The following is a 23,086-nucleotide window of genomic DNA, read 5'->3' as shown; positions in this document are numbered from 1 at the left end:
TGAAAAGGATTGGACAAAGGGGCGTAATATTATGTTTTTCTTTTTTATTACGAGTAAGAGAAATTTTAAACACATTAGCTTAATAGTGATACTGTCCTTATTTACAGCATGGCTACTCTTTTTAAAAACATATTCACATGAATCTGCTTTTTCAACTGCTACAGGCCCTAAAGTAATTTACAAAGGAGACACCGCTAAAAAGCAAGTTGCATTTACGTTTGATATTAGTTGGGGAGACAAAAAAGCAATTCCAATCCTAGATACTCTTAAAGAAAAAGAAATTAAGAATGCAACCTTCTTCCTTTCTGCTGCATGGGCCGAAAGACACCCCGATATTGTAGAGCGAATCATGAAAGATGGACACGAAATCGGTAGTATGGGGTACAATTACACATCCTATACTTCTCTAGAGACAAATGAAATAAGACGAGACCTTTTACGAGCACAAGATGTTTTTACGAAACTTGGTGTAAAACAAGTCAAGCTGTTACGTCCACCTAGTGGCGAATTTAACAAAGCAACCCTTAAAATCGCAGAATCACTTGGATACACCGTCGTGCATTGGAGTAATAATTCAAACGATTGGAAAAACCCAGGTGTAAATAACATCGTTTCCACTGTCTCTAATAATTTGAAAGGTGGAGATATCGTGTTATTACACGCATCCGATTCTGCCCTTCAAACAAATAGAGCTTTACCGCTGCTCCTGCAAAAAATAAAAAGTGATGGATATGAGCAAATATCCGTTTCACAACTTATTTCCAACACAAGTACGAAAAGTGAAGATGTGAAGTAGCTTCTTCCCTACTACTCTTCACGCATAAAAAGCTCTACTACCTTTCAAGAAGGTGGTAGAGCTTTTTTAATCATACCATTTACAACATTATAACTGATGTTGTATAAAAACTCTCTATTAAGCTGATTTACTTGTTTTTCCGATTAAACGATGTAATACAAGTAATTGATATGCATTACATAACAATAGCGGTATAACCATTAAATATAACCAATCTGTATCATTAATCCGAAGCGCCGGTACCCATTCAAGGATCGTTACAACAACCATAAAGAACAGAGCTGGCACAAATGCTTTTTTATTTGTTTCTTTACTTTTTACATAAGCAACAATTGCTCCAAACACAAATAACATTCCAGCAACAAGTATATTATTCCCTAACGAGACTTCCCCATTTGCAATAAGTACAGATCTTAAATACACAAAATCAAATAATACGAATGCAATAAAGAAGAGCTGGACTGCATTCCATAAAGAAGATGAGCGAAACATCCCTAGTCCAAAACGGTGGATTGTTAAATATGCAAAGAATCCCATTTGACTTATAACACTAAAAATAAATCCTACACCCATCAGCCAGAAAGATACTGCTAAAATCTCCTTACCGTCGAAATTTTGAAAAAATTTATTGTACTTGTCCCACTCCAAAACAAAACCAATAATAACTGTGCTAATCCCACCAAGAAACAACGTCGTTAAAAATAGTCGTACCCACTTGCGGCTATTCACAACACATCCCCCATTATCCTTATATTTCTAATTAAATTGTATCAATGACAATTTCAAAAAGCTAGCCATGTTCATGTATAAATTCCTTAAAGATATTTATATTAAAAAGAGAGAACTGTGCTGAAAGGAGTTCCAACTTATGAAACGGATGCTATTCATTTTCGTTTCTTCTTTTCTACTTATCGCACTTGCAGCATGCGCACAAGGAAAAGAAACGAAATCCGAACTAGATTACGATCAAACAAAGAAAATGATTGTTGATATTTTAAAAACAGATCAAGGTAAGAAAGCTATTCAAGATGTATTAACTGATGAAAAAATGAAACAAGCACTCATACTAGATGAAACAGTAGTAAAGAAAACGATTGAAGATGCCATGGTATCCGATAAAGGGCAACAATTCTGGGAAAAGCTCTTTAAAGATCCTGAGTTCTCATCAAAATTTGCTAAAAGTATGGGGAAAGAACAAACTCAATTAATGAAAACCTTATTAAAAGACCCTGAATACCAAGCAGGCGTTATAGAAATTATGAAAAATCCTGAAGTAGAAAAAATGATGTTACAAACAATGAAGAGTAAAGAATACCGTCAATATCTACAACAAGTACTAACAGAAACTGCTGAAAGTCCACTCTTCCAAGCCAAGATGATTGATATCATTAGTAAAGGTGTGCAAAAAGCTGAAAAAGGCGGATCTGGTAAGAAAGAAGCAGGCGGTGACGGTGGTTCTCAAGGCGATAAGAAGGAAGAACAGTAAAAAATAATAACTATAATAACGAGTGGACAATTTATATATTGTCCACTCGTTATTACTTTATCTTGCTATTAACAGACAAAATGGACCCCTCTAATTAAACGAAAGGTTTACTAGCAACAAAAGCCTTATTGTTGTCAGTAACAGGTGAACCCCACTGATTAAAGTTTCACTTTATTTTTGTGTAACAGCTGTTTTATCAATTACTGTTTCAGCTATTTTACTATAAATAATGCCCGTTGTATGTGTATCTTCATATACTGAAGGAGCAAAGTCTTCTTTATTCCAATCGGGTTGTTGCAGTGGAATACGACCAAGAACATTCGTTTGTAATTCGGTAGCTAACTTATCTCCCCCGCCTTTTCCAAATACATATTCTTTCTCACCAGTTACCTTACTTTCAAAATATGCCATATTCTCAACAACACCAAGAATACTATGTTCAGTGCGCAATGCCATCGCTCCAGCACGCGCTGCTACAAACGCAGCTGTTGGATGAGGCGTCGTTACAATAATCTCTTTGCAAGATGGCAACATTGAGTGCACATCTAACGCAACATCACCTGTGCCTGGTGGCAAATCTAGTACTAAATAATCTAAATCGCCCCATTCTACTTCTGTGAAGAAGTGGTTTAACATTTTCCCAAGCATAGGTCCTCTCCAAATAACTGGTGCATTATCCTCTACAAAGAAGCCCATTGAGATTACCTTTACACCTAAACGTTCCACCGGAATTATCTTGTCACCTCTTACGATAGGACGTTTTTCTATCCCCATCATGTCTGGCACACTAAAACCGTAAATGTCCGCATCAATAATACCAACTTTTTTTCCTAAACGAGCTAAAGCAACTGCAAGGTTAACGGAAACAGTTGATTTTCCCACGCCACCTTTTCCACTCGCTACTGCTAAGAATGTTGTTTTTGAATTAGGTGACAATAAAGATTCACTTTGCTCTTCTTCTTGTTCCGGTGCAAACTGAGCTAATTCCTCTTCTGTAAATTCTGCAAAACGAAGTCCAACTGTTGCTGCCCCAAGTTCTTTTACTAACTTTACAATTCCAGACTGCAACTGCATTTGTTCCGCTGTACCGGTTTTTACGATTGCAATTTTAACACTCACATGTTCCTTCTCTGGCTTGACTGTTACCTCTTTAATTGCACTTGTTTCTTTTAATGTTTTATGTAAAAACGGATCTACAATCCCTTCTAACGCTTCAACCACTTGCTCTTTCGTTACCATAATTAGCCCAGCCCCCTGTATGAAAAATAACGTAATGTTAATTGAATTTATCTCTGCGTATTCTTGAAATAAATGCGTTTACATTTCCAGTATAACATATTTTCCGAAAACTTCGTTAACGAGAGAAGCTCAAAAAAATCCTCCTTATTCTGGAGGATTTCCTTTTTCCGTGAAATAACGTAATATACCACGGTATATTGCAGCTGCTACCTTTTGCTGATATTTCTCCGAATTTAACATATACCTTTCGTTCACATTCGATAAAAAGCCAGCTTCAATTAAAGCACCTGGTGTTTTAGAATACTTTAATAAATATACATGCGAAATTGTCTTAGCAGAACGATTCGTGTTCTCTAAACTTGTTCTCAATTCAGCCTGTATAAATTTTGCAGCACGTTCATTTTCAATCGAAGAGCGGTAATAGAACGTTTGTGCGCCTTTCGATCCACTACTAGTTAAAGCATTTAAATGAATACTTGCAAAAAAATCTACATCAGGTTTATTGATGATTTCTACACGTTTTTTTAAATCCTCTGCTTTACGTCTACTATATGACTTTGTATCTTTGTTAGCTAAATCATAATCTCCCTCACGCGTTAAAATAACTAGTGCACCTTGTTCTTGTAAATAGTCTTGTACCTTTTTTGTAATTTCAAGCGTAATATCCTTTTCTATAATATCCTTTCCACCAACAGCCCCTCCATCTGGTCCACCATGCCCAGCATCTAATACAATTACTTTCCCTGATAAGGGTAAATTCCAAGCTCGCCACGATTTTGTAATTTGAAATTCTTGCTTGACTAAAAAAAACAATACAACCGCAGCGAGTGCAAAAGAGATAATTCGAATTCTCTTCATACCTTTCCTCCTCCAGCTAGTCCCTCTAATTACTTATATGGGACAAGAGGAAAGTTTATGCTTGTCTTAATGAAGCTTTAATCGATATCTTCTTTCACCTTTTTCATACCCTTCTTGCCACCACAATCCTATAAACTGCTGACAAGATTCAAAAAGTAACTCCTCATCTTTCAACTTTATTTCTCGCATAGTCATACTCGTTAAAAATTGAAATAGCGTTTCAGTTAATTGTTGTTCTTCTTCTAAAGCTCTATATTTCACATCAAAAAACGATTCACCATAATAACCAAATTTACTGTATCTCGCTCCTAATAAATAAGATTCTATCCCTAATTCAATACAGTAATCTTCATACTGACGATGAAGCTCTTGCATTTGAAAGGCATCACGAATATTTGAACGCAATGTTTTTAATGATAATTCCCGCAACATCTTCCGCTCGTATTTTAACTGCTTTTCTTTTTGTTTTTCTTGTAAGCTGACAATGACATTCATAGTACATATAAACCTCCCTAATACATATTAGTCTAAACTTCTAAAGAAGAAGCATACGCGCGGCGGTAGCACTAAAATATTCCAAGCTATAAAAATTGCAAAAGAGGAATGAAACATAAAAAACCCCAACCAAAATGGTTGGGGTTTGTAGTTCGCAAAAATTAACGTTTTGAGAACTGAGGTGCACGACGTGCGCCTTTAAGACCGTATTTTTTACGCTCTTTCATACGTGCGTCACGAGTTAATAGACCTGCACGTTTTAGTGTTAGACGGTATTCTGGATCAGCTTTTAATAAAGCGCGAGAAATACCGTGACGAATAGCACCAGCTTGACCAGTGTATCCACCACCATTTACGTTTACAAGTACATCGTAGTTACCTAAAGTTTCTGTTGCAACTAGAGGTTGTTTCACTACTTCACGTAATGCAGCAAATGGGATATAGTTTTCAAAATCACGACCGTTAATGATAACGCGTCCTTCGCCTGGAACTAGGCGTACGCGCGCTACTGAACTCTTACGACGTCCAGTGCCATAGTATTGAACCTGTGCCAAAGTAAGCCCTCCTTTAATTAATTATCCGCGAAGTTCGTAAACTTCTGGTTTTTGTGCTTGGTGTGGATGCTCTGCTCCAGCATACACGTTAAGTTTCTTAGAAACTTGACGGCCTAAGCGTCCTTTTGGAAGCATGCCTTTAATTGCAAGCTCTAACATTTGTACAGGGTAGTTTGTACGCATTTCAAGAGCTGTTCTTTGCTTAAGTCCACCTGGGTGGTTAGTGTGACGGTAGTAAATTTTATCGTTTAATTTATTACCTGTTAAATGAATTTTCTCAGCGTTAATAATAATTACATGATCACCCGTGTCAACGTGTGGTGTAAATGTAGGTTTGTTTTTACCACGTAAAATGGATGCTACTTCACTAGCAAGGCGACCTAAAGTTTGACCTTCAGCATCAACCACATACCATTTACGCTCAACTTCGTTAGCTTTTGCCATAAAAGTCGTACGCATGTGTTTCCCTCCTCGTTATCTTTTCCATAGAAAAAATCTATTGTTTATCTTAAACACGATTTCCTTCCGGGGCTAATCGTGGTTTTAGAAACAATACCATATGTTATGATATACTTTTGAGTTTCTAATGTCAAGCAAATGTTACACCAGGATTAGTTGTTATAGTTTACCTCCCACAAGTAAAGCCCATGACCTGGAGCCATCTTTCCAGCAAACTGACGATTTTGTTTCGCTAAAATCTCTGGAATGCTATCAGAATCAAGCTTTCCTTGCCCTACGCTAAGTAACGTACCAACAATAATTCTGACCATATTATATAAAAATCCATTACCTACAAAACGAAAAATTATTTCATCATCTTGTTCAATTAACTCGATTTCATAAATTGTTCGCACTTTATCTTTTTTGTCAGTTTTTGCCGAACAAAAAGAAGTAAAATCATGCGTTCCAATAAAATAAGGAATTGCTTTTCTTATAGAGTTGATTTCGAGCGGGTATGGATATTGATATACGTAATTTCTACGGAATACATCCGCAGTCTTTGATAATAATACACGATAACGATATTCTTTTTTCTCAACACCGTAACGTGCATGAAATTCTTCTGTTTTTTTCTCTACTTGCCTAATAACAATATCATCTGGCAACATTGTGTTTAAAGCATTACTCCATTGCCACTCTTCAAGAGACAAAGGAGTATCAAAGTGTATTACTTGTCCTTTTGCATGAACTGTAGAATCTGTTCTACCAGATGCCTGAACACGAACAAGTTCTCCCTTATGCAATTTCTGCAATGCTTTTTCTATCTCCTGTTGAACAGTACGATGGTTCGGCTGAATTTGATAACCACAAAAATGCATGCCATCATATGCAACCGTACATTTTATTCTATCCATTTCTCTATTCTCCATTACGATCGCACCCATGCCAAAATACAAGCTAAACAAAATAAGCTGACAATCGTTACTGTATCGCTTGTTTTCCAGCGTAGTTGCCTAAATTTAGTACGTCCTTCACCACTTTGATATCCACGAGCTTCCATCGCAATGGCTAAGTCCTCTGCACGCTTAAAAGCACTGATAAACAGAGGAACGAGCAGTGAAATAATAGCTTTCATTCTATCTTTTATCGGTCCCCCGGCAAAATCAATACCACGTGACGCTTGTGCTTTCATTATTTTACTCGTTTCATCCATTAATGTCGGGATAAAACGAAGAGAAATTGACATCATTAATGCGATTTCATGAACAGGAACCTTTATACGCTTCAACGGCTTTAATAACGTCTCCAAACCATCTGTAATTTCAATAGGTGTCGTCGTTAACGTTAATAATGTCGTCATTAAAATAATAACGAAGAATCGTACAGAAATGTATATCCCTTGCTCTAATCCTTTTTCATATATCGAAAACCAACCAAGCTGGAATAGTACATCCCCCTCTTTATTTGTAAAAATATGCAGGAAAAATGTAAAAAGAAAAATCCATAAAATTGGTTTTAAGCCCGAAAGTACATAACGAATCGGCACTTTTGCAAAAAATAAAGCAATGAGTGCATATAAAAATAAAAATCCATATGAAATCGCATTATTTGCTAAGAAAACAACAAATACATATAAAAAGACAATCAGCAGCTTCGTACGTGGATCAAGTTGATGAATAAGTGAATTCCCCGGGATATATCTCCCAATAATCAACTGCTGCATGATTCATGACCACCTTTTCGTAACACCTGCACAACTTCATGAGTAAGATCCTCTAAAGATAAGGTAGCCTTTGGAATTGAAATACCAAACTTCTCTTCAATTGCACGTTTATACTTTAATGACATAGGAAGATCCACACCAATTTTCTCTAGTTCATCAGCATGTGAAAATACTTCCTCTGCACTTCCTTGCAAAAAGACCGTTCCTTTATGCATAACTACAATCTGCTCCGCATACTGAGCAGCATCCTCCATATTATGCGTTACAAGGATGACTGTAAGACCCTTCTCCTTGTGCAGCTTATAAAACATCTCCATAAGTTCGTTCTGCCCTTTTGGATCTAGTCCTGCTGTAGGTTCATCTAATACAAGCACTTCAGGTTCCATTGCCAGTACACCCGCTATAGCAACACGTCTCATTTGTCCACCACTTAATTCGAACGGAGAACGTGTTAACAGTTCTGGTTCTAGCCCTACAAGTTCAATTGCCTTTCTAGCCTTTTGCCTTGCTTCGTCTACAGATACTCCAAAATTAGTAGGGCCGAAACAAATATCTTTCTCCACAGTCTCTTCAAACAACTGATGTTCTGGAAATTGAAAGACAACCCCTACTTTTTTACGTAGTGGCTTTAGCTTTTTTTCTTTCTTTCCTGCCGAAATCAAATGTTCACCAATTTGAACTGTACCATTTGTCGGCTGCAATAAACCATTTAAATGTTGAATCATCGTCGACTTTCCTGAACCAGTATGACCGATAATGGCATAATAGCCCCCACTTGGAAACGACACGTCTACATCATAAAGTGCGCGTCTTTCAAATGGAGTTTTATATTGATAACGATGTTCTACTTTTTGGAATGTAATCTCCAAAGTTCGTTCACCAAGCTTTCCATTGTAAGATGCGTATTTTGCAAGAGAATTTCATTTCTTTTTAATAATTCTGCTATTTTCACCGAAAACGGTACATCTAAGCCAATTTCTTGGAGCATATGAGAGGATTTGAAAATTTTTTCTGGAGTCCCTTCCTCTAATATTTCTCCCTTATTTAAAATAATGACACGATCTGACTGTGCCGCTTCTTCTAAATCGTGCGTAATTGATAACACGGTAATACCTTTTTGAGTAACAAGTTGTCTAACCGTTTCTACTACTTCACGTCTCCCTTGAGGGTCTAACATTGACGTTGCTTCATCTAATATTAAAATAGATGGTTGAAGTGCTAAAACGCCAGCTATTGCCACTCGCTGCTTTTGCCCACCAGATAAGGAATGAGGCTCATCATTAAGAAAATCTTCCATACGGACAAGTTGCAAGGCCTGTTCTAATCTTTCAATCATTTGTTCTCTTGGCATTCCGATATTCTCCAAGCCAAATACAACATCATCTTGCACTGTCGTTCCAACAAATTGATTATCTGGATTTTGAAATACCATTCCAATTTGTTTTCGAACATCCCATACCGTTTCCTCTGATAAAACCATTGTATCATTTACTGTAATAGTCCCTGCTTCTGGCAAAAACAAACCATTCAATAATTTTGCAAGTGTAGACTTTCCTGAACCGTTTTGTCCAATAATAGATACCCATTCTCCCTCATATAAGGAAAATGAAACATCTTTTAATGCATAAGTGGCTGCCCCAGGATATTGAAATGATATATTTTCTATCCGAAGTTTCTCTTTTTTCAATAGAAGGCACCCTTTCCTTCGCCAAGTTAGCCTATTTTTATATTTAAAAAAAAGGGCCATGACCAGTTTCTTGAAAAGAACTGTCCTGCCCTTTTAATTATCATTATACTAACTCGATAATTACCATTGGTGCTGCGTCTCCGCGACGTGGACCAATTTTTGCAATACGAGTGTATCCGCCTTGGCGCTCAGCATAGCGTGGAGCTACATCAGCGAATAGTTTTTGAAGTGCATCTTGACCAGTCTCAGCGTTAGCTACTTCATTGCGAATGAAAGCTGCTGCTTGACGACGAGCATGAAGATCTCCGCGTTTACCTAAAGTGATCATTTTTTCCACTACAGAACGAAGTTCTTTTGCACGAGTTTCTGTCGTTTGGATGCGCTCGTTGATAATTAAATCAGTAGCTAAATCACGTAACATAGCTTTACGTTGCGCACTTGTACGGCCTAATTTTCTGTATGCCATTCGTAGTTCCCTCCTTTGTTGATGGGTTTAAATCCTCAGTCGTCTTTACGTAAACCTAAACCTAATTCCTCAAGTTTATGTTTAACTTCTTCTAAGGATTTACGTCCTAAGTTACGAACTTTCATCATATCTTCTTCTGTTTTGTTCGCAAGCTCTTGTACAGTATTAATTCCTGCACGTTTTAGGCAATTATAAGAACGAACAGAAAGGTCTAGTTCTTCGATAGTCATCTCAAGAACTTTCTCTTTTTGATCTTCTTCCTTCTCGACCATAATCTCAGCATTTTGTGCTTCATCAGTTAAACCAACAAAGATATTTAAATGCTCAGTTAAGATTTTGGCACCTAAAGAGATAGCTTCTTTTGGCCCGATGCTTCCATCCGTCCATACATCAAGCGTAAGCTTATCATAATTAGCCACTTGTCCGACACGTGTCTTTTCCACTTGGTAAGTCACACGTGATACTGGAGTATAAATAGAATCAATAGGAATTACTCCTATTGGTTGATCTTCGCTTTTATTTGCATCAGCTGGCGTATACCCACGGCCACGCTTTGCAGTTAAACGCACGCGGAAATGCGCATCTTTTGCTAACGTTGCAATGTGTAAATCTGGATTTAAGATTTCTACATCACTATCGTGAGTAATATCAGCAGCTGTGACAATACCTTCGCCCTGTACATCAATTTCCAACGTCTTCTCTTCTTCAGAGTAGATTTTAAGAGCTAACTTTTTCAAGTTTAAGATGATCGTCGTAACGTCTTCTACTACGCCCTCAACTGTTGAAAATTCATGTAATACGCCATCGATTTGGATAGCAGTAACAGCGGCACCAGGGAGTGAGGATAAAAGAATACGACGTAAGGAGTTACCCAAAGTAGTACCATATCCACGCTCAAGCGGTTCAATTACGAATTTACCATATTTAGCATCTTCGTTAAGTTCAACCGTTTCGATTTTCGGCTTTTCGATTTCAATCATTAACTAAACCCTCCTTCAAAACGTCGAAACCCCGGTTAAACAAAGGTATAACCCCTGTCTAACCGAAAGTCCCCCTTAGGCAGTTCCCGATTGTGCACAACAAGCGATGTTTCTGTACGAAATTTCTCGATAATGCATCATATCCATTATAGACAAAAGGGAAAATTCTATACAGAAAAATTACACACGACGACGTTTTGGTGGACGACATCCATTATGAGGAACTGGAGTAACATCTCTAATTGCTGTTACTTCTAGACCTGCAGCTTGAAGAGCACGAATTGCAGCTTCACGACCAGCACCAGGACCTTTAACAGTAACCTCTAAAGTTTTTAAACCGTGTTCCATTGCAGCTTTAGCAGCAGTTTCAGCAGCCATTTGCGCAGCGAATGGAGTAGATTTACGAGATCCACGGAAACCAAGTGCACCAGCACTAGACCAAGAAAGTGCGTTACCGTGAGTATCTGTAAGTGTTACGATTGTGTTGTTGAAAGTAGAACGAATATGAGCTATACCAGCTTCAATATTCTTTTTCACACGTTTTTTACGAGTGTTTGTTTTACGTGCCATTGTTAGTTCAACCTCCTTTACTTATTATTTCTTTTTATTTGCTACTGTACGACGTGGACCTTTACGTGTACGAGCATTGTTTTTAGAGTTTTGACCACGAACTGGTAAACCACGACGGTGACGAAGACCACGGTAAGAACCGATCTCCATTAGACGTTTGATGTTAAGAGATACTTCACGACGAAGGTCTCCCTCAACTTTAATACGATCGATGATATCACGGATACGTCCTAATTCGTCTTCCGTTAAATCACGAACTCGTGTTTCTTCAGAAATACCTGCTTCAGCAAGAATTTTTTCAGCAGTTGTGCGACCAATGCCGAATACGTAAGTTAAAGAAATAACAACGCGTTTGTCTCGAGGAATATCTACACCTGCGATACGTGCCATTACGAATGCACCTCCTTCTGATTAACCTTGTTTTTGTTTATGTTTAGGGTTTTCACAAATAACCATTACTTTTCCACGTCTACGAATAACTTTACATTTTTCGCAGATTGGTTTAACTGACGGTCTTACTTTCATGTCTCGAACCTCCTTAAAGATTACGGAGTGCTATATTATTTAAAACGGTACGTAATACGACCACGATTTAAATCGTACGGAGATAATTCTACCGTAACTTTGTCTCCTGGTAAAATACGAATGAAGTTCATACGGATTTTACCAGAAACGTGAGCCAATACGACATGCCCATTCTCTAATTCTACTTTGAACATAGCATTTGGCAACGTTTCAAGAACGGTACCTTCGACTTCAATTACATCATCTTTAGCCATTCAATAGTTCTCCCTTCTTCAAATCAGTAACATTTTACACTGCTCTGAAATCCCGGAGAGCCAGCTACTTATAAAGTGGTAAGGATTTCGTATCCTGCTTCTGTAAGAGCAATCGTGTGCTCAAAATGGGCACACCATTTACCATCTACCGTTACCACTGTCCAGTCATCAGATAGTGTTTTTACATATCGTCTTCCTTGATTCACCATCGGCTCAACACAGATGACCATTCCCGGCTTTAATCTAGGGCCTCTATTTGGTGGACCATAGTGCGGGATTTGAGGGTCCTCATGTAAGTCTTGCCCGATTCCGTGACCAACATACTCCCTAACGATCGAGAATCCATTCTCTTCAGCATGGGTTTGAACCGCATGTGAGATATTTGATAATCTCTCGCCTGGTTTTACTTGTTCTAGACCAAGATACAACGATTTTTCTGTGACATCAAGTAGCTTTTGAACAGATTCAGAAATGTTTCCAACTGGATACGTCCATGCAGAATCTCCATGGTACCCATTGTATTTCGCACCAATATCGATACTGATGATATCGCCCTCTTTGAGCTTGCGCTTCCCTGGAATTCCGTGTACAAGCTCTTCATTTACAGAAGCACATATGCTCCCCGGAAATCCGTTGTATCCTTTAAAAGATGGCGTAGCACCATATTTTTGAATCGTCTTTTCCGCTATTTGATCGAGCTCTTTCGTTGTAATTCCTGGAGTAATGTGCTGTTTCAACTCTTGATGAGTCAAAGCAACGATCCTGCCAGCTTCTCGCATGATTTCTATCTCGCGAGGAGTTTTGCAGATTATCATTACGCTAAGCCTCCGATGAGAACATCGATATCAGCAAATACTTTATTGATATCTTGCTCACCATTAATGCTTTGTAAGTAACCAAGCTCTTCGTAGAAATCAAGCAAAGGTTTTGTTTGCTTAATATTTACATCTAAACGATTTGCTACAGTTTCTTCATTGTCATCAGAGCGTTGATATAATTCGCCACCACATTTATCGCACACATCAGCTTTTGCTGGTGGATTGAATTCTAAGTGGTAAGTCGCACCGCACTCTTTACAAATGCGACGGCCTGTAAGGCGTTTTAATAACAACCCTGAATCCACATTAATGTTTAAAACATAGTCGATTTTTTTGCCAAGATCTTTCATAATTTCTTCAAGAGCTGATGCTTGTGCAACAGTTCGTGGGAAACCGTCTAGTAAGAAACCTCTTACGCAGTCGTCTTGACTTAAACGTTCACGAACGATTCCGATTGTAACTTCATCTGGAACAAGTGCACCTTTATCAATAAAAGATTTTGCTTGTAGACCCATTTCAGTTTCAGCCTTCATAGCTGCACGGAACATGTCTCCTGTTGAAATGTGAGGGATGTTATACTTGGCAACAATCTGTTCGGCTTGTGTACCTTTACCAGCACCAGGAAGCCCCATTAAAATTAAGTTCATCCTTGTTCCCCCTCAGAGTACATGAGCATGTAGGGAAGACAATTCTTCCCACTTACTCACTGCTTGATAAACCCTTTGTAATGGCGTTTTACCAGTTGGCTTTCTAGCTGCTTCATTGTTTCTAAAGCAACGCCGACAACGATTAACATACTCGTTCCACCGATCTGTGCAGATGGAGGAAGATTTCCCAATTTCGTAAAGATAACTGGTAAGATTGCAATCGCTGCTAGGAAAATTGATCCTACAAAGGTCAAACGATACAAGATTTTTGTTAGATATTGTTCCGTATTCTTACCCGGACGAATACCTGGAACATATCCACCTTGCTTGTTTAGATTCTCTGACATTTGCTCTGGATTAACCTGAACAAATGCATAGAAATATGTGAAGGCTACAATGAGCGCAACATATATGATCATTCCCACTGGGTGAGAATAGTTAAAGTTTGCAATAATCCACTGCGATACATCATGTTTCGGGAAGAACTGTGCAATAGTCGGAGGCGTAATTAAGAATGAAACAGCAAAAATTACTGGAATAACACCAGCACTATTTACCTTAAGCGGTAAATGTGTGTTTTGTGCTCCAGCATAACCACCATTTCCTCCTGTTACACGCTTCGCATATTGAATTGGGATCTTTCTAACAGCCTGTTGAATGAAAATAACACCCACAATAACTGCTAGCACAGCTAGTAAAATCAATGCAACTTTAACGATACTCATGAACAATTGATCTCCGATATTTTGAAACTGTTGCTGATACACTTGAGATATAACACTTGGGATCGCTGCGGCAATACCGCCAAAGATAAGGATGGAAATACCATTACCTACACCTTTAGCTGTAATCTGTTCACCTAACCACATTAAAAATGCAGTACCAGCAGTCAGTACCGTAGCAATGTATAAATAAGTGCTCCAACCTGGATTCAAAATTAATTGTCCACCTACCATACCGTTAAAACCGATTGACATACCAAACCCCTGAATAAACGCAAGAACAATTGTAAAGTAACGCGTGAATTGCGTTAATTTACGACGGCCCATTTCACCTTGCTTCGACCATTCCGAAAATTTAGGAACAACATCCATCTGCAATAATTGCACGATGATGGATGCTGTAATATACGGCATGATTCCCATCGCAAAGATGGAGAAGTTTTTCAAGGCTCCACCGCCAAATGTATTTAGAATACCTAAAGCATTTAATTGATCTTGTGCCTTCAGTACGTCTCCATTTGTAAATGGCACGGGGATAAACGTGCCAATCCTGAATACGATTAACATCGCTAAAGTGAATAATATTTTACGTCTTATCTCAGCAACGCGCATAAAGTTGGAGATTGTACGAAACATTAGATCACCTCAACTGATCCGCCAGCTGCTTCAATTGCTTCTTTAGCACTTGAAGAGAACTTGTGCGCTTTAACAGTTAGTTTTTTCTCTACTGCTCCGCTTGCAAGAACTTTAACACCGTCGTTTAACTTGCTGATAACGCCAGTTTCCAGCAATAATTCAGGTGTTACTTCTGTACCATCTTCAAAACGATTTAACGTTGATAAGTTTACAATAGCAAACTCTTTACGGTTAATGTTTGTGAAGCCGCGTTTTGGTAAACGACGGAATAATGGAGTTTGACCACCTTCGAAGCCAAGACGAACACCGCCGCCAGAACGTGCGTTTTGTCCTTTATGACCTTTACCAGCAGTTTTACCGTTACCAGAACCGATACCACGACCGACACGGTTACGTACTTTACGAGAACCTTCTGCAGGTTTTAATTCATGAAGTTTCATTCCCAGGCACCTCCTTATATTAATGAGTTATCCTTAAGCTTCTTTTACAGTTACAAGGTGAGAAACTTTGTTGATCATACCAAGAATAGCAGGAGTTTCTTCCTTAACTACAGTTGAATTCAACTTTTTAAGACCTAAAGCTTCTACCGTCGCACGTTGATCTTGTGGACGACCAATTACACTACGAGTGAGGGTAATTTCTAACTTTTTCGCCATTTGTTTTCCCTCCTTAACCTAGTAGCTCTTCTACAGATTTACCGCGTAATTTTGCAACATCTTCAGCGCGCTTAAGTTCGCTTAATCCGTTCACAGTAGCGCGAATCATGTTGATTGGTGTGTTAGAACCAAGAGATTTCGAAAGAATATCTTGTACACCAGCTAATTCAAGGACCGCACGAACAGGTCCACCAGCAATAACACCAGTACCCTCAGCAGCAGGTTTTAAGAATACTTCACCAGCGCCAAAATGACCGTTGATTGTGTGTGGAATTGTTGTACCAACTAATGGTACAGCGATTAAGTTTTTCTTAGCGTCTTCGATAGCTTTACGGATTGCGTCTGGTACCTCTTGTGCTTTACCAGTACCGAATCCAACATGACCGTTTTTATCGCCAACTACAACTAGTGCAGCAAAGCGGAAACGACGACCACCCTTAACAACTTTCGCGACACGATTTATCGTAACTACACGTTCTTCAAGTTCTAATTTACTTGGGTCAATGCGATGCATCAATTTTCCCTCCTTTGACCATTAAAATTGTAATCCAGCCTCACGAGCAGCTTCAGCTAGAGCTTTAACACGGCCATGGTATAAGTAACCACCGCGATCAAATACTACTTCTTTAACGCCTTTCTCTACAGCACGCTTAGCAACTGATTCTCCAACTTTCGTAGCAGCTTCAATATTGCTAGTACCGTTAAGAGCAAGGTCTTTATCAAGAGTAGATGCACTTACTAACGTTACACCATTCACATCATCAATAACTTGAGCGTAAATATGTTGGTTAGAACGGAACACGTTTAAACGTGGACGCTCTGCAGTACCAGTAAGTTTAGCACGTACACGTGCATGTCTTTTCTTACGAGTCGCATTTTTATCAGCTTTAGTGATCATTCTTGTCACTCCTTTCTCTCACCTAACGGGTTTACTTAGCAGTTTTACCTTCTTTACGACGAACAACTTCGCCTTCGTAACGAATACCTTTACCTTTGTAAGGCTCAGGAGCACGTACAGCACGGATGTTAGCAGCGAATTCGCCAACACGTTGCTTGTCGATACCTTTAATTACGATCTTAGTTGGTGCAGGTACTTCAACTTCAAGACCTGCTTCCGGAGTCATTTCTACTGGATGAGAATAACCTACGCTTAATACAAGTTTATCACCTTGTTTTTGAGCACGGTAACCAACACCGACTAATTCAAGTCCGCGTGCGAAACCTTCAGTTACACCTTCAACCATGTTTCCGATTAAAGCACGAGTTGTACCGTGTAATGCACGGTGTTCCTTCTGTTCAGATGGACGCTCAACTGTTAATGTATTCTCTTCAATTTTGATAAGCATATCAGCATTGAAAGTACGAGTTAATTCACCTTTAGGGCCTTTTACTGTTACAGTATTGTCTTCTGCAACTGTAATAGTAACACCTGCAGGGATTTCAAGAATCTTTTTACCAATACGAGACATGTGGTCACACCTCCGTTCGTTTTAAATATATATTACCAAACGTATGCTACTACTTCTCCACCAGTTTGTAATTGACGAGCGTCTTTGTCTGTCATTACTCCCTTAGATGTAGAAACAAGAGCGATACCTAATCCGTTAAGTACACGTGGTACTTCGTCAGCTTTAGCGTAAACGCGTAAGCCAGGTTTACTGATACGTTTTAATCCAGTGATTACACGTTCATTGTTTGCACCATATTTCAGGAAAATACGAAGGATACCTTGTTTGTTATCCTCGATGTATTCTACATCACGAATGAAACCTTCACGTTTTAAAAGTTCAGCGATCTCTTTTTTGATTTTAGAAGCAGGAACCTCTAATTTCTCATGACGTACCATGTTCGCATTACGGATGCGAGTAAGCATGTCTGCAATTGGATCTGTCATCACCATGTGTTTTACCTCCTTCCCATTTGTGGGTTTTACCAACTAGCTTTTTTAACACCAGGAATTTGACCTTTATATGCAAGTTCACGGAAACAAATACGGCAAAGTTTAAATTTGCGGTATACAGAATGCGGACGACCGCAGCGTTCGCAACGTGTATACTCTTGTACTTTAAACTTAGGAGTACGCTTTTGTTTCGCTATCATAGATTTTTTAGCCACGTTTTCGCCTCCTCTACTTAGCGTTGGCTTCCATTATTTTTGGAATGGCATACCGAATTGTGTTAAAAGTTCACGAGCTTCTTCATCAGTTTTCGCTGTAGTAACGATTACGATGTCCATACCGCGGACTTTGCTTACTTTATCATAATCAATCTCAGGGAAAATAAGTTGCTCTTTAACACCTAATGTATAGTTTCCACGACCATCGAATGATTTCTTAGAAACACCACGGAAATCACGTACACGTGGTAAAGAAACTGATACTAATTTGTCGAAGAACTCATACATTTGCTCGCCGCGTAAAGTTACTTTCGCACCGATTGGCATACCTTCACGAAGACGGAAACCAGCGATTGATTTTTTAGCACGAGTTACAACAGGTTTTTGACCTGTGATTTGTGTTAATTCTTCTACTGCGTTGTCTAACGCTTTTGAGTTAGATACCGCGTCACCAACACCAGTGTTGATTACGATCTTTTCGATTTTTGGTACCTGCATTACAGATTTATAGTTAAACTTGCTCACTAGAGCAGGAGTAATTTCCTTTTGGAACTTCTCTTTAAGGCGATTCAATGAAGTGACCTCCTTTCTTAAGAAAATTATTTATCTAATAATTCACCAGATTTTTTTGCAATACGAACTTTTTTACCATCTTCTACTTTGAAGCCTACGCGAGTAGGTTCACCTGTTTTCGGATCTAAAATCATAACGTTAGAAACGTGAATAGGTGCTTCTTTAGTAATAATTCCACCTTGTGGATTTAATTGAGATGGCTTAGAGTGCTTCTTAACGATATTGACACCCTCAACGATAACACGGTTTTGCTTTGGGAAAGCCACAAGGATAACGCCTTGTTTTCCTTTGTCTTTACCAGTGATTACCTGTACTTTATCACCTTTTTTTACATGCATCTTAATTCTGCACCTCCTTAGCAAGGCAATACCTTAAATTATAGAACTTCTGGAGCTAAAGAAACGATCTTCATGAAGTTGCTATCACGTAATTCACGAGCTACTGGTCCGAAGATACGAGTACCACGTGGGCTCTTATCGTCTTTAATGATAACCGCTGCGTTTTCATCAAATTTGATGTAAGAACCGTCCGGACGACGAGCTCCGCTCTTCGTACGTACTACTACTGCTTTAACAACGTCACCTTTTTTAACAACGCCACCTGGTGTTGCTTGTTTTACCGTAGCAACGATAATGTCACCAATGTTAGCATATTTACGACCAGAGCCGCCTAATACTTTAATTGTTAAAAGTTCACGTGCACCAGAGTTGTCAGCAACTTTCAAACGAGATTCTTGTTGGATCATGTTATGAAACCTCCCTTCGGACTAAAAATTCCGATTCGTCTATTTAGATAATAACCGCTTCTTCAACGATTTCAACTAAACGGAAACGCTTAGTAGCAGAAAGCGGGCGAGTTTCCATGATTTTAACGATATCGCCAAGTTTCGCTTGGTTTTGCTCATCATGGGCTTTGTACTTCTTAGAATACTTAACACGTTTTCCGTACAAGGAATGAGTTTTGTAAGTTTCAACTAAAACTGTAATCGTTTTGTCCATTTTGTCAGACACTACACGACCAGTATAAACTTTGCGTTGGTTACGTTCGCTCACTATGCAAACCTCCCCTCAATTTATCGATTAATTCCGATCTCTCTTTCACGAACTACAGTTTTCATACGAGCAATTGCTTTACGCACTTCACGAATGCGAGTTGGATTCTCTAATTGTCCTGTAGCAAGTTGGAAGCGAAGATTAAACAACTCTTCCTTTAAAGCTTTAACTTTTGTTTCGATTTCGGCAGTGGTTAATTCACGAATATCATTAGTTTTCATTAGATTCACCACCATTTTCTTCACGTTTTACGAATTTACATTTCACAGGTAACTTGTGAGCTGCAAGACGTAATGCTTCGCGTGCTACCTCTTCAGATACACCCGCGATTTCGAACATAATTTTCCCAGGTTTTACTACTGCTACCCAGCCTTCTGGTGCCCCTTTACCGGAACCCATACGTACTTCTAGAGGTTTTGCAGTGTAAGGTTTAGAAGGGAAAATTTTAATCCATACTTTACCGCCACGTTTCATGTAACGAGTCATTGCACGACGAGCAGCTTCGATTTGACGGTTTGTAATCCATGAAGCAGCTTGTGCTTGTAAACCGAATTCACCGAAAGCAATTTCAGTTCCACCTTTAGCACGACCACGCATTTTACCACGATGCTCTCTACGATATTTTACGCGTTTTGGCATTAACATATTATTTTCCTCCTTCCTCAGAAGCTTTCTTTTTTGTAGGAAGGACTTCTCCACGGTAGATCCATACTTTTACGCCTAATTTACCGTATGTTGTATCAGCTTCAACTGCTGCATAGTCAATATCAGCGCGAAGTGTATGAAGTGGAACAGTTCCTTCACTGTAAGATTCTGCACGAGCGATATCAGCTCCGCCAAGACGACCAGAAACCTGTGTTTTAATACCTTTAGCACCTGCACGCATAGCACGTTGAATAACTTGCTTTTGTGCACGACGGAATGATACACGGTTTTCTAATTGACGAGCGATGTTTTCGCCTACTAATTTAGCGTTAAGATCAGCTCTCTTAACTTCTAAAATGTTGATGTGTACACGCTTGCCTGTTAATTGGTTAAGAGCTTTACGAAGTGCTTCAACTTCAGTACCACCTTTACCAATTACCATACCAGGTTTTGCAGTGTGAATTGTAACATTTACACGATTTGCTGCACGTTCGATTTCTACTTTAGCAACAGCAGAATCTTTTAAGCGTACATTAATGTACTCACGGATTTTGATGTCTTCATGTAATAATGTAGCGTAATCTTTCTCAGCGAACCAACGAGATTCCCAGTCACGGATAACGCCGACACGAAGACCAATTGGATTAACCTTTTGACCCATCGATTATCCCTCCTTCTTTTCTGATACCACAACTGTGATGTGGCTTGTGCGTTTGTTAATTTGGCTTGCACGACCCATTGCACGTGGACGGAAACGTTTTAACGTTGGACCTTCGTCAACGAAAACTTTTTCTACAACTAGGTTGTTAATGTCCATCTCATAATTGTGCTCTGCATTTGCGATTGCAGATTTTAAAACTTTTTCTACAACTGGAGAAGCAGTTTTTGGTGTGTGGTTAAGGATAGCAATCGCTTCACCCACTTGCTTACCTCGGATTAAGTCTACTACTAAACGAACTTTACGAGGAGCAATACGAACTGTTCTCGCTACTGCTTTAGCTTGCATTGAAGTGCCTCCTCTCATTATCTTCTAGTTTTCTTATCGTCAGCAAGGTGACCTTTGTACGTACGAGTTGGTGCGAATTCACCTAACTTATGGCCAACCATATCCTCAGTGATGTACACAGGTACGTGTTTACGACCATCATATACAGCGATTGTGTGTCCGATGAACTGAGGGAAGATTGTTGAACGGCGAGACCAAGTTTTAACAACTTGTTTTTGCTCAGATGCAACTAATTTTTCCATTTTGCTCATTAAGTGATCATCGACAAATGGTCCTTTTTTTAAGCTACGAGCCATTTTGGTGCCTCCCTTCGTGATTGGCGTACGGTTCTAGAAATGAACCGTACTACAATCCCATTATTTTTTACGACGACGAACGATAAATTTGTCAGACGCTTTGTTTTTCTTACGAGTCTTGAATCCAAGAGTTGGTTTACCCCATGGAGACATTGGAGACTTACGTCCGATTGGAGAACGTCCTTCACCACCACCGTGCGGGTGATCAACAGGGTTCATTACAGAACCACGAACTGTTGGGCGTTTACCTAACCAGCGAGAGCGACCTGCTTTACCGATTTTGATAAGTTCGTGTTGTTCGTTACCTACTTGACCGATTGAAGCGCGACAAGCAGATAATACAAGACGTACTTCACCAGAAGTTAAACGTACAAGTACGTATTTACCTTCTTTACCAAGTACTTGAGCAGATGTACCAGCAGAACGAACTAATTGTCCGCCACGACCAGGCTTAAGCTCGATGTTATGAACAACAGTACCTACTGGAATGTTGATTAATGGTAATGCGTTACCGATTTTAATGTCAGCTTCTGGGCCAGACATAACTTCCATACCTACTTCTAAAGATTTAGGAGCAAGAATGTAACGTTTTTCACCGTCAACGTAGTTAATTAATGCGATATTCGCAGAGCGGTTTGGATCGTATTCGATCGTAGCAACGCGTCCTGGAATTCCATCTTTGTTACGCTTAAAGTCGATGATACGGTATTGACGCTTATGTCCGCCACCTTGATGACGTACAGTGATTTTACCTTGGTTATTACGACCAGCCTTCTTGCTTAAAGGAGCAAGTAATGACTTTTCGGGTCTATCAGTCGTGATTTCAGCGAAATCATTCGTAGTCATATTACGACGACCGTTAGTAGTTGGATTATACTTTTTGATTCCCATCTCAATTTCCCTCCTTCTTTAGTAAGAATTAAACGCCTTGGAAGATTTCGATTTCTTTGCTGTCAGCAGTTAGCTTAACGATTGCTTTACGACGACGGCTAGTAAAACCAGCGTGACGACCAACGCGTTTTGCTTTCGGCTTGTAGTTCATGATGTTCACTTTTTCTACTTTAACACCAAAGATCGCTTCAAGAGCATCTTTAACTTCTGTTTTATTAGATTTAACGTCCACATCGAACGTGTATTTTTTTTCAGCCATCATTTCCATAGAACGTTCAGTGATAACTGGGCGCTTAATGATATCACGAGGATCTCTCATTATGCAAGCACCTCCTCTACTTTTTCCACTGCCGCTTTTGTCATGATTAGCTTATCATGATGAAGCACGTCTAAAACGTTTACGCCATCAGCAGTGATTACTGTTACTCCAGGGATATTGCGAGCAGATAACTCTACAGATTCGTTTGCATCAGCAGTTACGATAAGAGCTTTCTTCTCAACAGTTAATCCTTTAAGTACTGCTAGCATGTCTTTTGTTTTTGGTGCATTTAACACTAGGTCTTCAAGAACTACAATGTTGTTCTCAACTACTTTAGTAGCTAATGCAGATTTGATTGCTAAACGACGAACTTTCTTAGGAAGTTTGTACGCATAGCTTCTTGGTGTAGGTCCGAATACCGTACCACCACCACGCCATTGAGGAGAGCGGATAGACCCTTGACGAGCACGTCCAGTTCCTTTTTGACGCCATGGTTTACGACCACCACCGCGAACTTCAGAGCGAGTTTTTACTTTGTGTGTACCTTGACGTAAAGATGCACGTTGCATCATTACAGCTTCGAAAAGTACAGCTTCATTTGGTTCGATACCGAAAATAGCTTCAGCTAATTCGATTTCACCAACCTGTGAACCAGTTTGGTTATATACAGTAACTTTTGGCATTGGAATTCCTCCT

40 protein-coding genes are annotated in these 23,086 nt (G+C 39.2%); 2 read left to right on the top strand and 38 right to left on the bottom strand.

All coding sequences use genetic code 11. The features are described 5' to 3' along the window. Window positions 1-31 precede the first annotated feature (31 nt). A complete protein-coding gene (gene pdaB / locus M1D73_RS00870; RefSeq protein ID WP_000464703.1) occupies window positions 32-796 on the top strand; it encodes a polysaccharide deacetylase family sporulation protein PdaB in 765 nt (254 codons plus the stop codon). A gap of 117 nt (window positions 797-913) precedes the next feature. Here pdaB and kbaA read toward each other — a convergent pair whose 3' ends face one another. Then, on the bottom strand, window positions 914-1,525 hold the full coding sequence (gene kbaA / locus M1D73_RS00865) for a KinB signaling pathway activation protein KbaA (RefSeq protein ID WP_001088527.1): 612 nt from the start codon (window positions 1,523-1,525) through the stop codon (window positions 914-916). A 139-nt stretch (window positions 1,526-1,664) separates the two neighbouring features. Between kbaA and gerD the strand changes: the two genes are divergently transcribed. Then, complete coding sequence (gerD, locus tag M1D73_RS00860) at window positions 1,665-2,282, top strand: spore germination lipoprotein GerD (RefSeq protein WP_000827294.1); 618 nt, start codon at window positions 1,665-1,667, stop codon at window positions 2,280-2,282. A 171-nt stretch (window positions 2,283-2,453) separates the two neighbouring features. Here the strand turns inward: gerD and M1D73_RS00855 are convergent, their stop codons facing one another. The 37 genes from M1D73_RS00855 to rplD form a co-directional block, all read right to left on the bottom strand. Then, on the bottom strand, window positions 2,454-3,521 hold the full coding sequence (locus M1D73_RS00855; protein ID WP_000256628.1) for an Mrp/NBP35 family ATP-binding protein: 1,068 nt from the start codon (window positions 3,519-3,521) through the stop codon (window positions 2,454-2,456). Between the two features lie 144 nt (window positions 3,522-3,665). Beyond that, on the bottom strand, window positions 3,666-4,379 hold the full coding sequence (gene cwlD, locus M1D73_RS00850; protein WP_000822439.1) for an N-acetylmuramoyl-L-alanine amidase CwlD: 714 nt from the start codon (window positions 4,377-4,379) through the stop codon (window positions 3,666-3,668). Between the two features lie 66 nt (window positions 4,380-4,445). Further along, on the bottom strand, window positions 4,446-4,874 hold the full coding sequence (locus M1D73_RS00845) for a DUF2521 family protein (protein WP_001101005.1): 429 nt from the start codon (window positions 4,872-4,874) through the stop codon (window positions 4,446-4,448). A gap of 161 nt (window positions 4,875-5,035) precedes the next feature. Further along, the gene (gene rpsI / locus M1D73_RS00840) at window positions 5,036-5,428 is read right to left on the bottom strand and encodes a 30S ribosomal protein S9 (RefSeq protein ID WP_000079986.1); all 393 of its coding nucleotides are present in this window, start codon (window positions 5,426-5,428) and stop codon (window positions 5,036-5,038) included. 21 nt (window positions 5,429-5,449) lie between these two features. Further along, window positions 5,450-5,887: a 50S ribosomal protein L13 gene (rplM, locus tag M1D73_RS00835; RefSeq protein WP_001260793.1), complete on the bottom strand. Its 438-nt coding sequence runs from the start codon at window positions 5,885-5,887 to the stop codon at window positions 5,450-5,452. Between the two features lie 152 nt (window positions 5,888-6,039). Then, window positions 6,040-6,783, bottom strand: a complete 744-nt coding sequence (gene truA / locus M1D73_RS00830) for a tRNA pseudouridine(38-40) synthase TruA (RefSeq protein WP_033666535.1) — start codon at window positions 6,781-6,783, stop codon at window positions 6,040-6,042. Between the two features lie 14 nt (window positions 6,784-6,797). Beyond that, complete coding sequence (locus M1D73_RS00825; protein ID WP_001186526.1) at window positions 6,798-7,592, bottom strand: energy-coupling factor transporter transmembrane component T family protein; 795 nt, start codon at window positions 7,590-7,592, stop codon at window positions 6,798-6,800. After that, the gene (locus M1D73_RS00820; protein ID WP_000406535.1) at window positions 7,580-8,461 is read right to left on the bottom strand and encodes an energy-coupling factor ABC transporter ATP-binding protein; all 882 of its coding nucleotides are present in this window, start codon (window positions 8,459-8,461) and stop codon (window positions 7,580-7,582) included. The genes M1D73_RS00825 and M1D73_RS00820 overlap by 13 nt, the downstream gene beginning before the upstream one ends. Continuing rightward, the gene (locus tag M1D73_RS00815) at window positions 8,437-9,279 is read right to left on the bottom strand and encodes an energy-coupling factor ABC transporter ATP-binding protein (protein ID WP_000711757.1); all 843 of its coding nucleotides are present in this window, start codon (window positions 9,277-9,279) and stop codon (window positions 8,437-8,439) included. The genes M1D73_RS00820 and M1D73_RS00815 overlap by 25 nt, the downstream gene beginning before the upstream one ends. Before the next feature lie 103 nt (window positions 9,280-9,382). Further along, window positions 9,383-9,745, bottom strand: coding sequence for a 50S ribosomal protein L17 (gene rplQ / locus M1D73_RS00810; protein ID WP_000331490.1), 363 nt, complete (start codon window positions 9,743-9,745; stop codon window positions 9,383-9,385). A 35-nt stretch (window positions 9,746-9,780) separates the two neighbouring features. Further along, window positions 9,781-10,725, bottom strand: coding sequence for a DNA-directed RNA polymerase subunit alpha (locus tag M1D73_RS00805; RefSeq protein WP_000569643.1), 945 nt, complete (start codon window positions 10,723-10,725; stop codon window positions 9,781-9,783). A 180-nt stretch (window positions 10,726-10,905) separates the two neighbouring features. Continuing rightward, the gene (rpsK, locus tag M1D73_RS00800; protein WP_000101798.1) at window positions 10,906-11,295 is read right to left on the bottom strand and encodes a 30S ribosomal protein S11; all 390 of its coding nucleotides are present in this window, start codon (window positions 11,293-11,295) and stop codon (window positions 10,906-10,908) included. A 24-nt stretch (window positions 11,296-11,319) separates the two neighbouring features. Then, window positions 11,320-11,685 (bottom strand): 30S ribosomal protein S13, encoded by a 366-nt coding sequence (gene rpsM, locus M1D73_RS00795; protein WP_000090788.1) that lies wholly within the window; start codon window positions 11,683-11,685, stop codon window positions 11,320-11,322. A gap of 21 nt (window positions 11,686-11,706) precedes the next feature. After that, complete coding sequence (rpmJ, locus tag M1D73_RS00790; protein ID WP_000868344.1) at window positions 11,707-11,820, bottom strand: 50S ribosomal protein L36; 114 nt, start codon at window positions 11,818-11,820, stop codon at window positions 11,707-11,709. Window positions 11,821-11,855: 35 nt separating this feature from the next. After that, on the bottom strand, window positions 11,856-12,074 hold the full coding sequence (gene infA / locus M1D73_RS00785) for a translation initiation factor IF-1 (RefSeq protein WP_001029884.1): 219 nt from the start codon (window positions 12,072-12,074) through the stop codon (window positions 11,856-11,858). 68 nt (window positions 12,075-12,142) lie between these two features. Next, window positions 12,143-12,889, bottom strand: coding sequence for a type I methionyl aminopeptidase (gene map / locus M1D73_RS00780; RefSeq protein WP_000582539.1), 747 nt, complete (start codon window positions 12,887-12,889; stop codon window positions 12,143-12,145). Beyond that, window positions 12,889-13,539 carry an adenylate kinase gene (locus M1D73_RS00775; protein ID WP_001048989.1) on the bottom strand — a complete coding sequence of 217 codons (651 nt, stop codon included), beginning with the start codon at window positions 13,537-13,539 and terminating at the stop codon, window positions 12,889-12,891. Before M1D73_RS00775 ends, map begins: the two co-directional genes overlap by 1 nt. 56 nt (window positions 13,540-13,595) lie before the next feature. Then, window positions 13,596-14,897 (bottom strand): preprotein translocase subunit SecY, encoded by a 1,302-nt coding sequence (gene secY, locus M1D73_RS00770; RefSeq protein ID WP_000490117.1) that lies wholly within the window; start codon window positions 14,895-14,897, stop codon window positions 13,596-13,598. After that, complete coding sequence (gene rplO / locus M1D73_RS00765) at window positions 14,897-15,337, bottom strand: 50S ribosomal protein L15 (RefSeq protein WP_000766081.1); 441 nt, start codon at window positions 15,335-15,337, stop codon at window positions 14,897-14,899. The genes secY and rplO overlap by 1 nt, the downstream gene beginning before the upstream one ends. Before the next feature lie 33 nt (window positions 15,338-15,370). Further along, entirely contained in the window at window positions 15,371-15,553 is a 183-nt protein-coding gene (gene rpmD, locus M1D73_RS00760; protein ID WP_001085234.1) for a 50S ribosomal protein L30, read from the bottom strand. A gap of 13 nt (window positions 15,554-15,566) precedes the next feature. Further along, on the bottom strand, window positions 15,567-16,067 hold the full coding sequence (gene rpsE, locus M1D73_RS00755) for a 30S ribosomal protein S5 (protein WP_000554646.1): 501 nt from the start codon (window positions 16,065-16,067) through the stop codon (window positions 15,567-15,569). A gap of 21 nt (window positions 16,068-16,088) precedes the next feature. Next, the gene (gene rplR / locus M1D73_RS00750) at window positions 16,089-16,451 is read right to left on the bottom strand and encodes a 50S ribosomal protein L18 (RefSeq protein ID WP_000628816.1); all 363 of its coding nucleotides are present in this window, start codon (window positions 16,449-16,451) and stop codon (window positions 16,089-16,091) included. A gap of 31 nt (window positions 16,452-16,482) precedes the next feature. Beyond that, the gene (rplF, locus tag M1D73_RS00745; RefSeq protein WP_000086558.1) at window positions 16,483-17,022 is read right to left on the bottom strand and encodes a 50S ribosomal protein L6; all 540 of its coding nucleotides are present in this window, start codon (window positions 17,020-17,022) and stop codon (window positions 16,483-16,485) included. A 32-nt stretch (window positions 17,023-17,054) separates the two neighbouring features. Further along, window positions 17,055-17,453: a 30S ribosomal protein S8 gene (rpsH, locus tag M1D73_RS00740; protein ID WP_000245511.1), complete on the bottom strand. Its 399-nt coding sequence runs from the start codon at window positions 17,451-17,453 to the stop codon at window positions 17,055-17,057. A gap of 29 nt (window positions 17,454-17,482) precedes the next feature. Then, window positions 17,483-17,668, bottom strand: coding sequence for a 30S ribosomal protein S14 (rpsN, locus tag M1D73_RS00735; RefSeq protein WP_001085700.1), 186 nt, complete (start codon window positions 17,666-17,668; stop codon window positions 17,483-17,485). Window positions 17,669-17,701: 33 nt separating this feature from the next. After that, the gene (gene rplE, locus M1D73_RS00730; protein WP_001080831.1) at window positions 17,702-18,241 is read right to left on the bottom strand and encodes a 50S ribosomal protein L5; all 540 of its coding nucleotides are present in this window, start codon (window positions 18,239-18,241) and stop codon (window positions 17,702-17,704) included. 26 nt (window positions 18,242-18,267) lie between these two features. Next, window positions 18,268-18,579 carry a 50S ribosomal protein L24 gene (gene rplX / locus M1D73_RS00725; protein ID WP_000558200.1) on the bottom strand — a complete coding sequence of 104 codons (312 nt, stop codon included), beginning with the start codon at window positions 18,577-18,579 and terminating at the stop codon, window positions 18,268-18,270. 38 nt (window positions 18,580-18,617) lie between these two features. Further along, entirely contained in the window at window positions 18,618-18,986 is a 369-nt protein-coding gene (gene rplN, locus M1D73_RS00720) for a 50S ribosomal protein L14 (RefSeq protein WP_000615912.1), read from the bottom strand. A 43-nt stretch (window positions 18,987-19,029) separates the two neighbouring features. Beyond that, the gene (rpsQ, locus tag M1D73_RS00715) at window positions 19,030-19,293 is read right to left on the bottom strand and encodes a 30S ribosomal protein S17 (RefSeq protein WP_000004106.1); all 264 of its coding nucleotides are present in this window, start codon (window positions 19,291-19,293) and stop codon (window positions 19,030-19,032) included. A gap of 20 nt (window positions 19,294-19,313) precedes the next feature. Next, complete coding sequence (gene rpmC, locus M1D73_RS00710; protein ID WP_000855718.1) at window positions 19,314-19,514, bottom strand: 50S ribosomal protein L29; 201 nt, start codon at window positions 19,512-19,514, stop codon at window positions 19,314-19,316. Further along, window positions 19,504-19,938 (bottom strand): 50S ribosomal protein L16, encoded by a 435-nt coding sequence (gene rplP / locus M1D73_RS00705; RefSeq protein ID WP_000928969.1) that lies wholly within the window; start codon window positions 19,936-19,938, stop codon window positions 19,504-19,506. Before rplP ends, rpmC begins: the two co-directional genes overlap by 11 nt. Before the next feature lies 1 nt (window position 19,939). Further along, window positions 19,940-20,599, bottom strand: a complete 660-nt coding sequence (gene rpsC / locus M1D73_RS00700; RefSeq protein ID WP_000529956.1) for a 30S ribosomal protein S3 — start codon at window positions 20,597-20,599, stop codon at window positions 19,940-19,942. Window positions 20,600-20,602: 3 nt separating this feature from the next. Continuing rightward, the gene (gene rplV, locus M1D73_RS00695; RefSeq protein WP_001148024.1) at window positions 20,603-20,944 is read right to left on the bottom strand and encodes a 50S ribosomal protein L22; all 342 of its coding nucleotides are present in this window, start codon (window positions 20,942-20,944) and stop codon (window positions 20,603-20,605) included. A gap of 17 nt (window positions 20,945-20,961) precedes the next feature. Continuing rightward, on the bottom strand, window positions 20,962-21,240 hold the full coding sequence (rpsS, locus tag M1D73_RS00690; protein ID WP_000124454.1) for a 30S ribosomal protein S19: 279 nt from the start codon (window positions 21,238-21,240) through the stop codon (window positions 20,962-20,964). A gap of 60 nt (window positions 21,241-21,300) precedes the next feature. After that, window positions 21,301-22,131: a 50S ribosomal protein L2 gene (gene rplB, locus M1D73_RS00685; RefSeq protein WP_000511583.1), complete on the bottom strand. Its 831-nt coding sequence runs from the start codon at window positions 22,129-22,131 to the stop codon at window positions 21,301-21,303. Window positions 22,132-22,159: 28 nt separating this feature from the next. After that, on the bottom strand, window positions 22,160-22,450 hold the full coding sequence (rplW, locus tag M1D73_RS00680) for a 50S ribosomal protein L23 (protein WP_001205558.1): 291 nt from the start codon (window positions 22,448-22,450) through the stop codon (window positions 22,160-22,162). Continuing rightward, window positions 22,450-23,073 carry a 50S ribosomal protein L4 gene (rplD, locus tag M1D73_RS00675; protein WP_001127258.1) on the bottom strand — a complete coding sequence of 208 codons (624 nt, stop codon included), beginning with the start codon at window positions 23,071-23,073 and terminating at the stop codon, window positions 22,450-22,452. Before rplD ends, rplW begins: the two co-directional genes overlap by 1 nt. Window positions 23,074-23,086 lie beyond the last annotated feature (13 nt).

Source organism: Bacillus sp. PK3-067 (assembly GCF_056738645.1).
The sequence above is the reverse complement of the archived record's forward strand: the minus strand, read 5'-3'. Positions and strand labels throughout refer to the sequence as shown.

What these genes read in the sequence shown, in the direction of transcription:
- M1D73_RS00805 (WP_000569643.1), bottom strand. Translation starts at nt 10,725, where the DNA reads ATGATTGAAATCGAAAAGCCGAAAATCGAAACGGTTGAACTTAACGAA.
- rplM (WP_001260793.1), bottom strand. Translation starts at nt 5,887, where the DNA reads ATGCGTACGACTTTTATGGCAAAAGCTAACGAAGTTGAGCGTAAATGG.
- rplD (WP_001127258.1), bottom strand. Translation starts at nt 23,073, where the DNA reads ATGCCAAAAGTTACTGTATATAACCAAACTGGTTCACAGGTTGGTGAA.
- map (WP_000582539.1), bottom strand. Translation starts at nt 12,889, where the DNA reads ATGATAATCTGCAAAACTCCTCGCGAGATAGAAATCATGCGAGAAGCT.
- rpmJ (WP_000868344.1), bottom strand. Translation starts at nt 11,820, where the DNA reads ATGAAAGTAAGACCGTCAGTTAAACCAATCTGCGAAAAATGTAAAGTT.
- M1D73_RS00845 (WP_001101005.1), bottom strand. Translation starts at nt 4,874, where the DNA reads ATGAATGTCATTGTCAGCTTACAAGAAAAACAAAAAGAAAAGCAGTTA.
- rpsH (WP_000245511.1), bottom strand. Translation starts at nt 17,453, where the DNA reads ATGGTGATGACAGATCCAATTGCAGACATGCTTACTCGCATCCGTAAT.
- rplV (WP_001148024.1), bottom strand. Translation starts at nt 20,944, where the DNA reads ATGCAAGCTAAAGCAGTAGCGAGAACAGTTCGTATTGCTCCTCGTAAA.
- rplQ (WP_000331490.1), bottom strand. Translation starts at nt 9,745, where the DNA reads ATGGCATACAGAAAATTAGGCCGTACAAGTGCGCAACGTAAAGCTATG.
- rpsK (WP_000101798.1), bottom strand. Translation starts at nt 11,295, where the DNA reads ATGGCACGTAAAACAAACACTCGTAAAAAACGTGTGAAAAAGAATATT.
- rplW (WP_001205558.1), bottom strand. Translation starts at nt 22,450, where the DNA reads ATGAGAGATCCTCGTGATATCATTAAGCGCCCAGTTATCACTGAACGT.
- rplR (WP_000628816.1), bottom strand. Translation starts at nt 16,451, where the DNA reads ATGATCACTAAAGCTGATAAAAATGCGACTCGTAAGAAAAGACATGCA.
- gerD (WP_000827294.1), top strand. Translation starts at nt 1,665, where the DNA reads ATGAAACGGATGCTATTCATTTTCGTTTCTTCTTTTCTACTTATCGCA.
- rplX (WP_000558200.1), bottom strand. Translation starts at nt 18,579, where the DNA reads ATGCATGTAAAAAAAGGTGATAAAGTACAGGTAATCACTGGTAAAGAC.
- rpsC (WP_000529956.1), bottom strand. Translation starts at nt 20,599, where the DNA reads ATGGGTCAAAAGGTTAATCCAATTGGTCTTCGTGTCGGCGTTATCCGT.
- truA (WP_033666535.1), bottom strand. Translation starts at nt 6,783, where the DNA reads ATGGATAGAATAAAATGTACGGTTGCATATGATGGCATGCATTTTTGT.
- infA (WP_001029884.1), bottom strand. Translation starts at nt 12,074, where the DNA reads ATGGCTAAAGATGATGTAATTGAAGTCGAAGGTACCGTTCTTGAAACG.
- rplB (WP_000511583.1), bottom strand. Translation starts at nt 22,131, where the DNA reads ATGGGAATCAAAAAGTATAATCCAACTACTAACGGTCGTCGTAATATG.
- rpmD (WP_001085234.1), bottom strand. Translation starts at nt 15,553, where the DNA reads ATGGCGAAAAAGTTAGAAATTACCCTCACTCGTAGTGTAATTGGTCGT.
- rplP (WP_000928969.1), bottom strand. Translation starts at nt 19,938, where the DNA reads ATGTTAATGCCAAAACGCGTAAAATATCGTAGAGAGCATCGTGGTAAA.
- secY (WP_000490117.1), bottom strand. Translation starts at nt 14,897, where the DNA reads ATGTTTCGTACAATCTCCAACTTTATGCGCGTTGCTGAGATAAGACGT.
- M1D73_RS00825 (WP_001186526.1), bottom strand. Translation starts at nt 7,592, where the DNA reads ATGCAGCAGTTGATTATTGGGAGATATATCCCGGGGAATTCACTTATT.
- rpsS (WP_000124454.1), bottom strand. Translation starts at nt 21,240, where the DNA reads ATGGCTCGTAGCTTAAAAAAAGGACCATTTGTCGATGATCACTTAATG.
- rplO (WP_000766081.1), bottom strand. Translation starts at nt 15,337, where the DNA reads ATGAAACTTCATGAATTAAAACCTGCAGAAGGTTCTCGTAAAGTACGT.
- rpmC (WP_000855718.1), bottom strand. Translation starts at nt 19,514, where the DNA reads ATGAAAACTAATGATATTCGTGAATTAACCACTGCCGAAATCGAAACA.
- rpsE (WP_000554646.1), bottom strand. Translation starts at nt 16,067, where the DNA reads ATGCATCGCATTGACCCAAGTAAATTAGAACTTGAAGAACGTGTAGTT.
- rplF (WP_000086558.1), bottom strand. Translation starts at nt 17,022, where the DNA reads ATGTCTCGTATTGGTAAAAAGATTCTTGAAATCCCTGCAGGTGTTACT.
- pdaB (WP_000464703.1), top strand. Translation starts at nt 32, where the DNA reads ATGTTTTTCTTTTTTATTACGAGTAAGAGAAATTTTAAACACATTAGC.
- cwlD (WP_000822439.1), bottom strand. Translation starts at nt 4,379, where the DNA reads ATGAAGAGAATTCGAATTATCTCTTTTGCACTCGCTGCGGTTGTATTG.
- M1D73_RS00855 (WP_000256628.1), bottom strand. Translation starts at nt 3,521, where the DNA reads ATGGTAACGAAAGAGCAAGTGGTTGAAGCGTTAGAAGGGATTGTAGAT.
- rplN (WP_000615912.1), bottom strand. Translation starts at nt 18,986, where the DNA reads ATGATCCAACAAGAATCTCGTTTGAAAGTTGCTGACAACTCTGGTGCA.
- M1D73_RS00775 (WP_001048989.1), bottom strand. Translation starts at nt 13,539, where the DNA reads ATGAACTTAATTTTAATGGGGCTTCCTGGTGCTGGTAAAGGTACACAA.
- rpsM (WP_000090788.1), bottom strand. Translation starts at nt 11,685, where the DNA reads ATGGCACGTATCGCAGGTGTAGATATTCCTCGAGACAAACGCGTTGTT.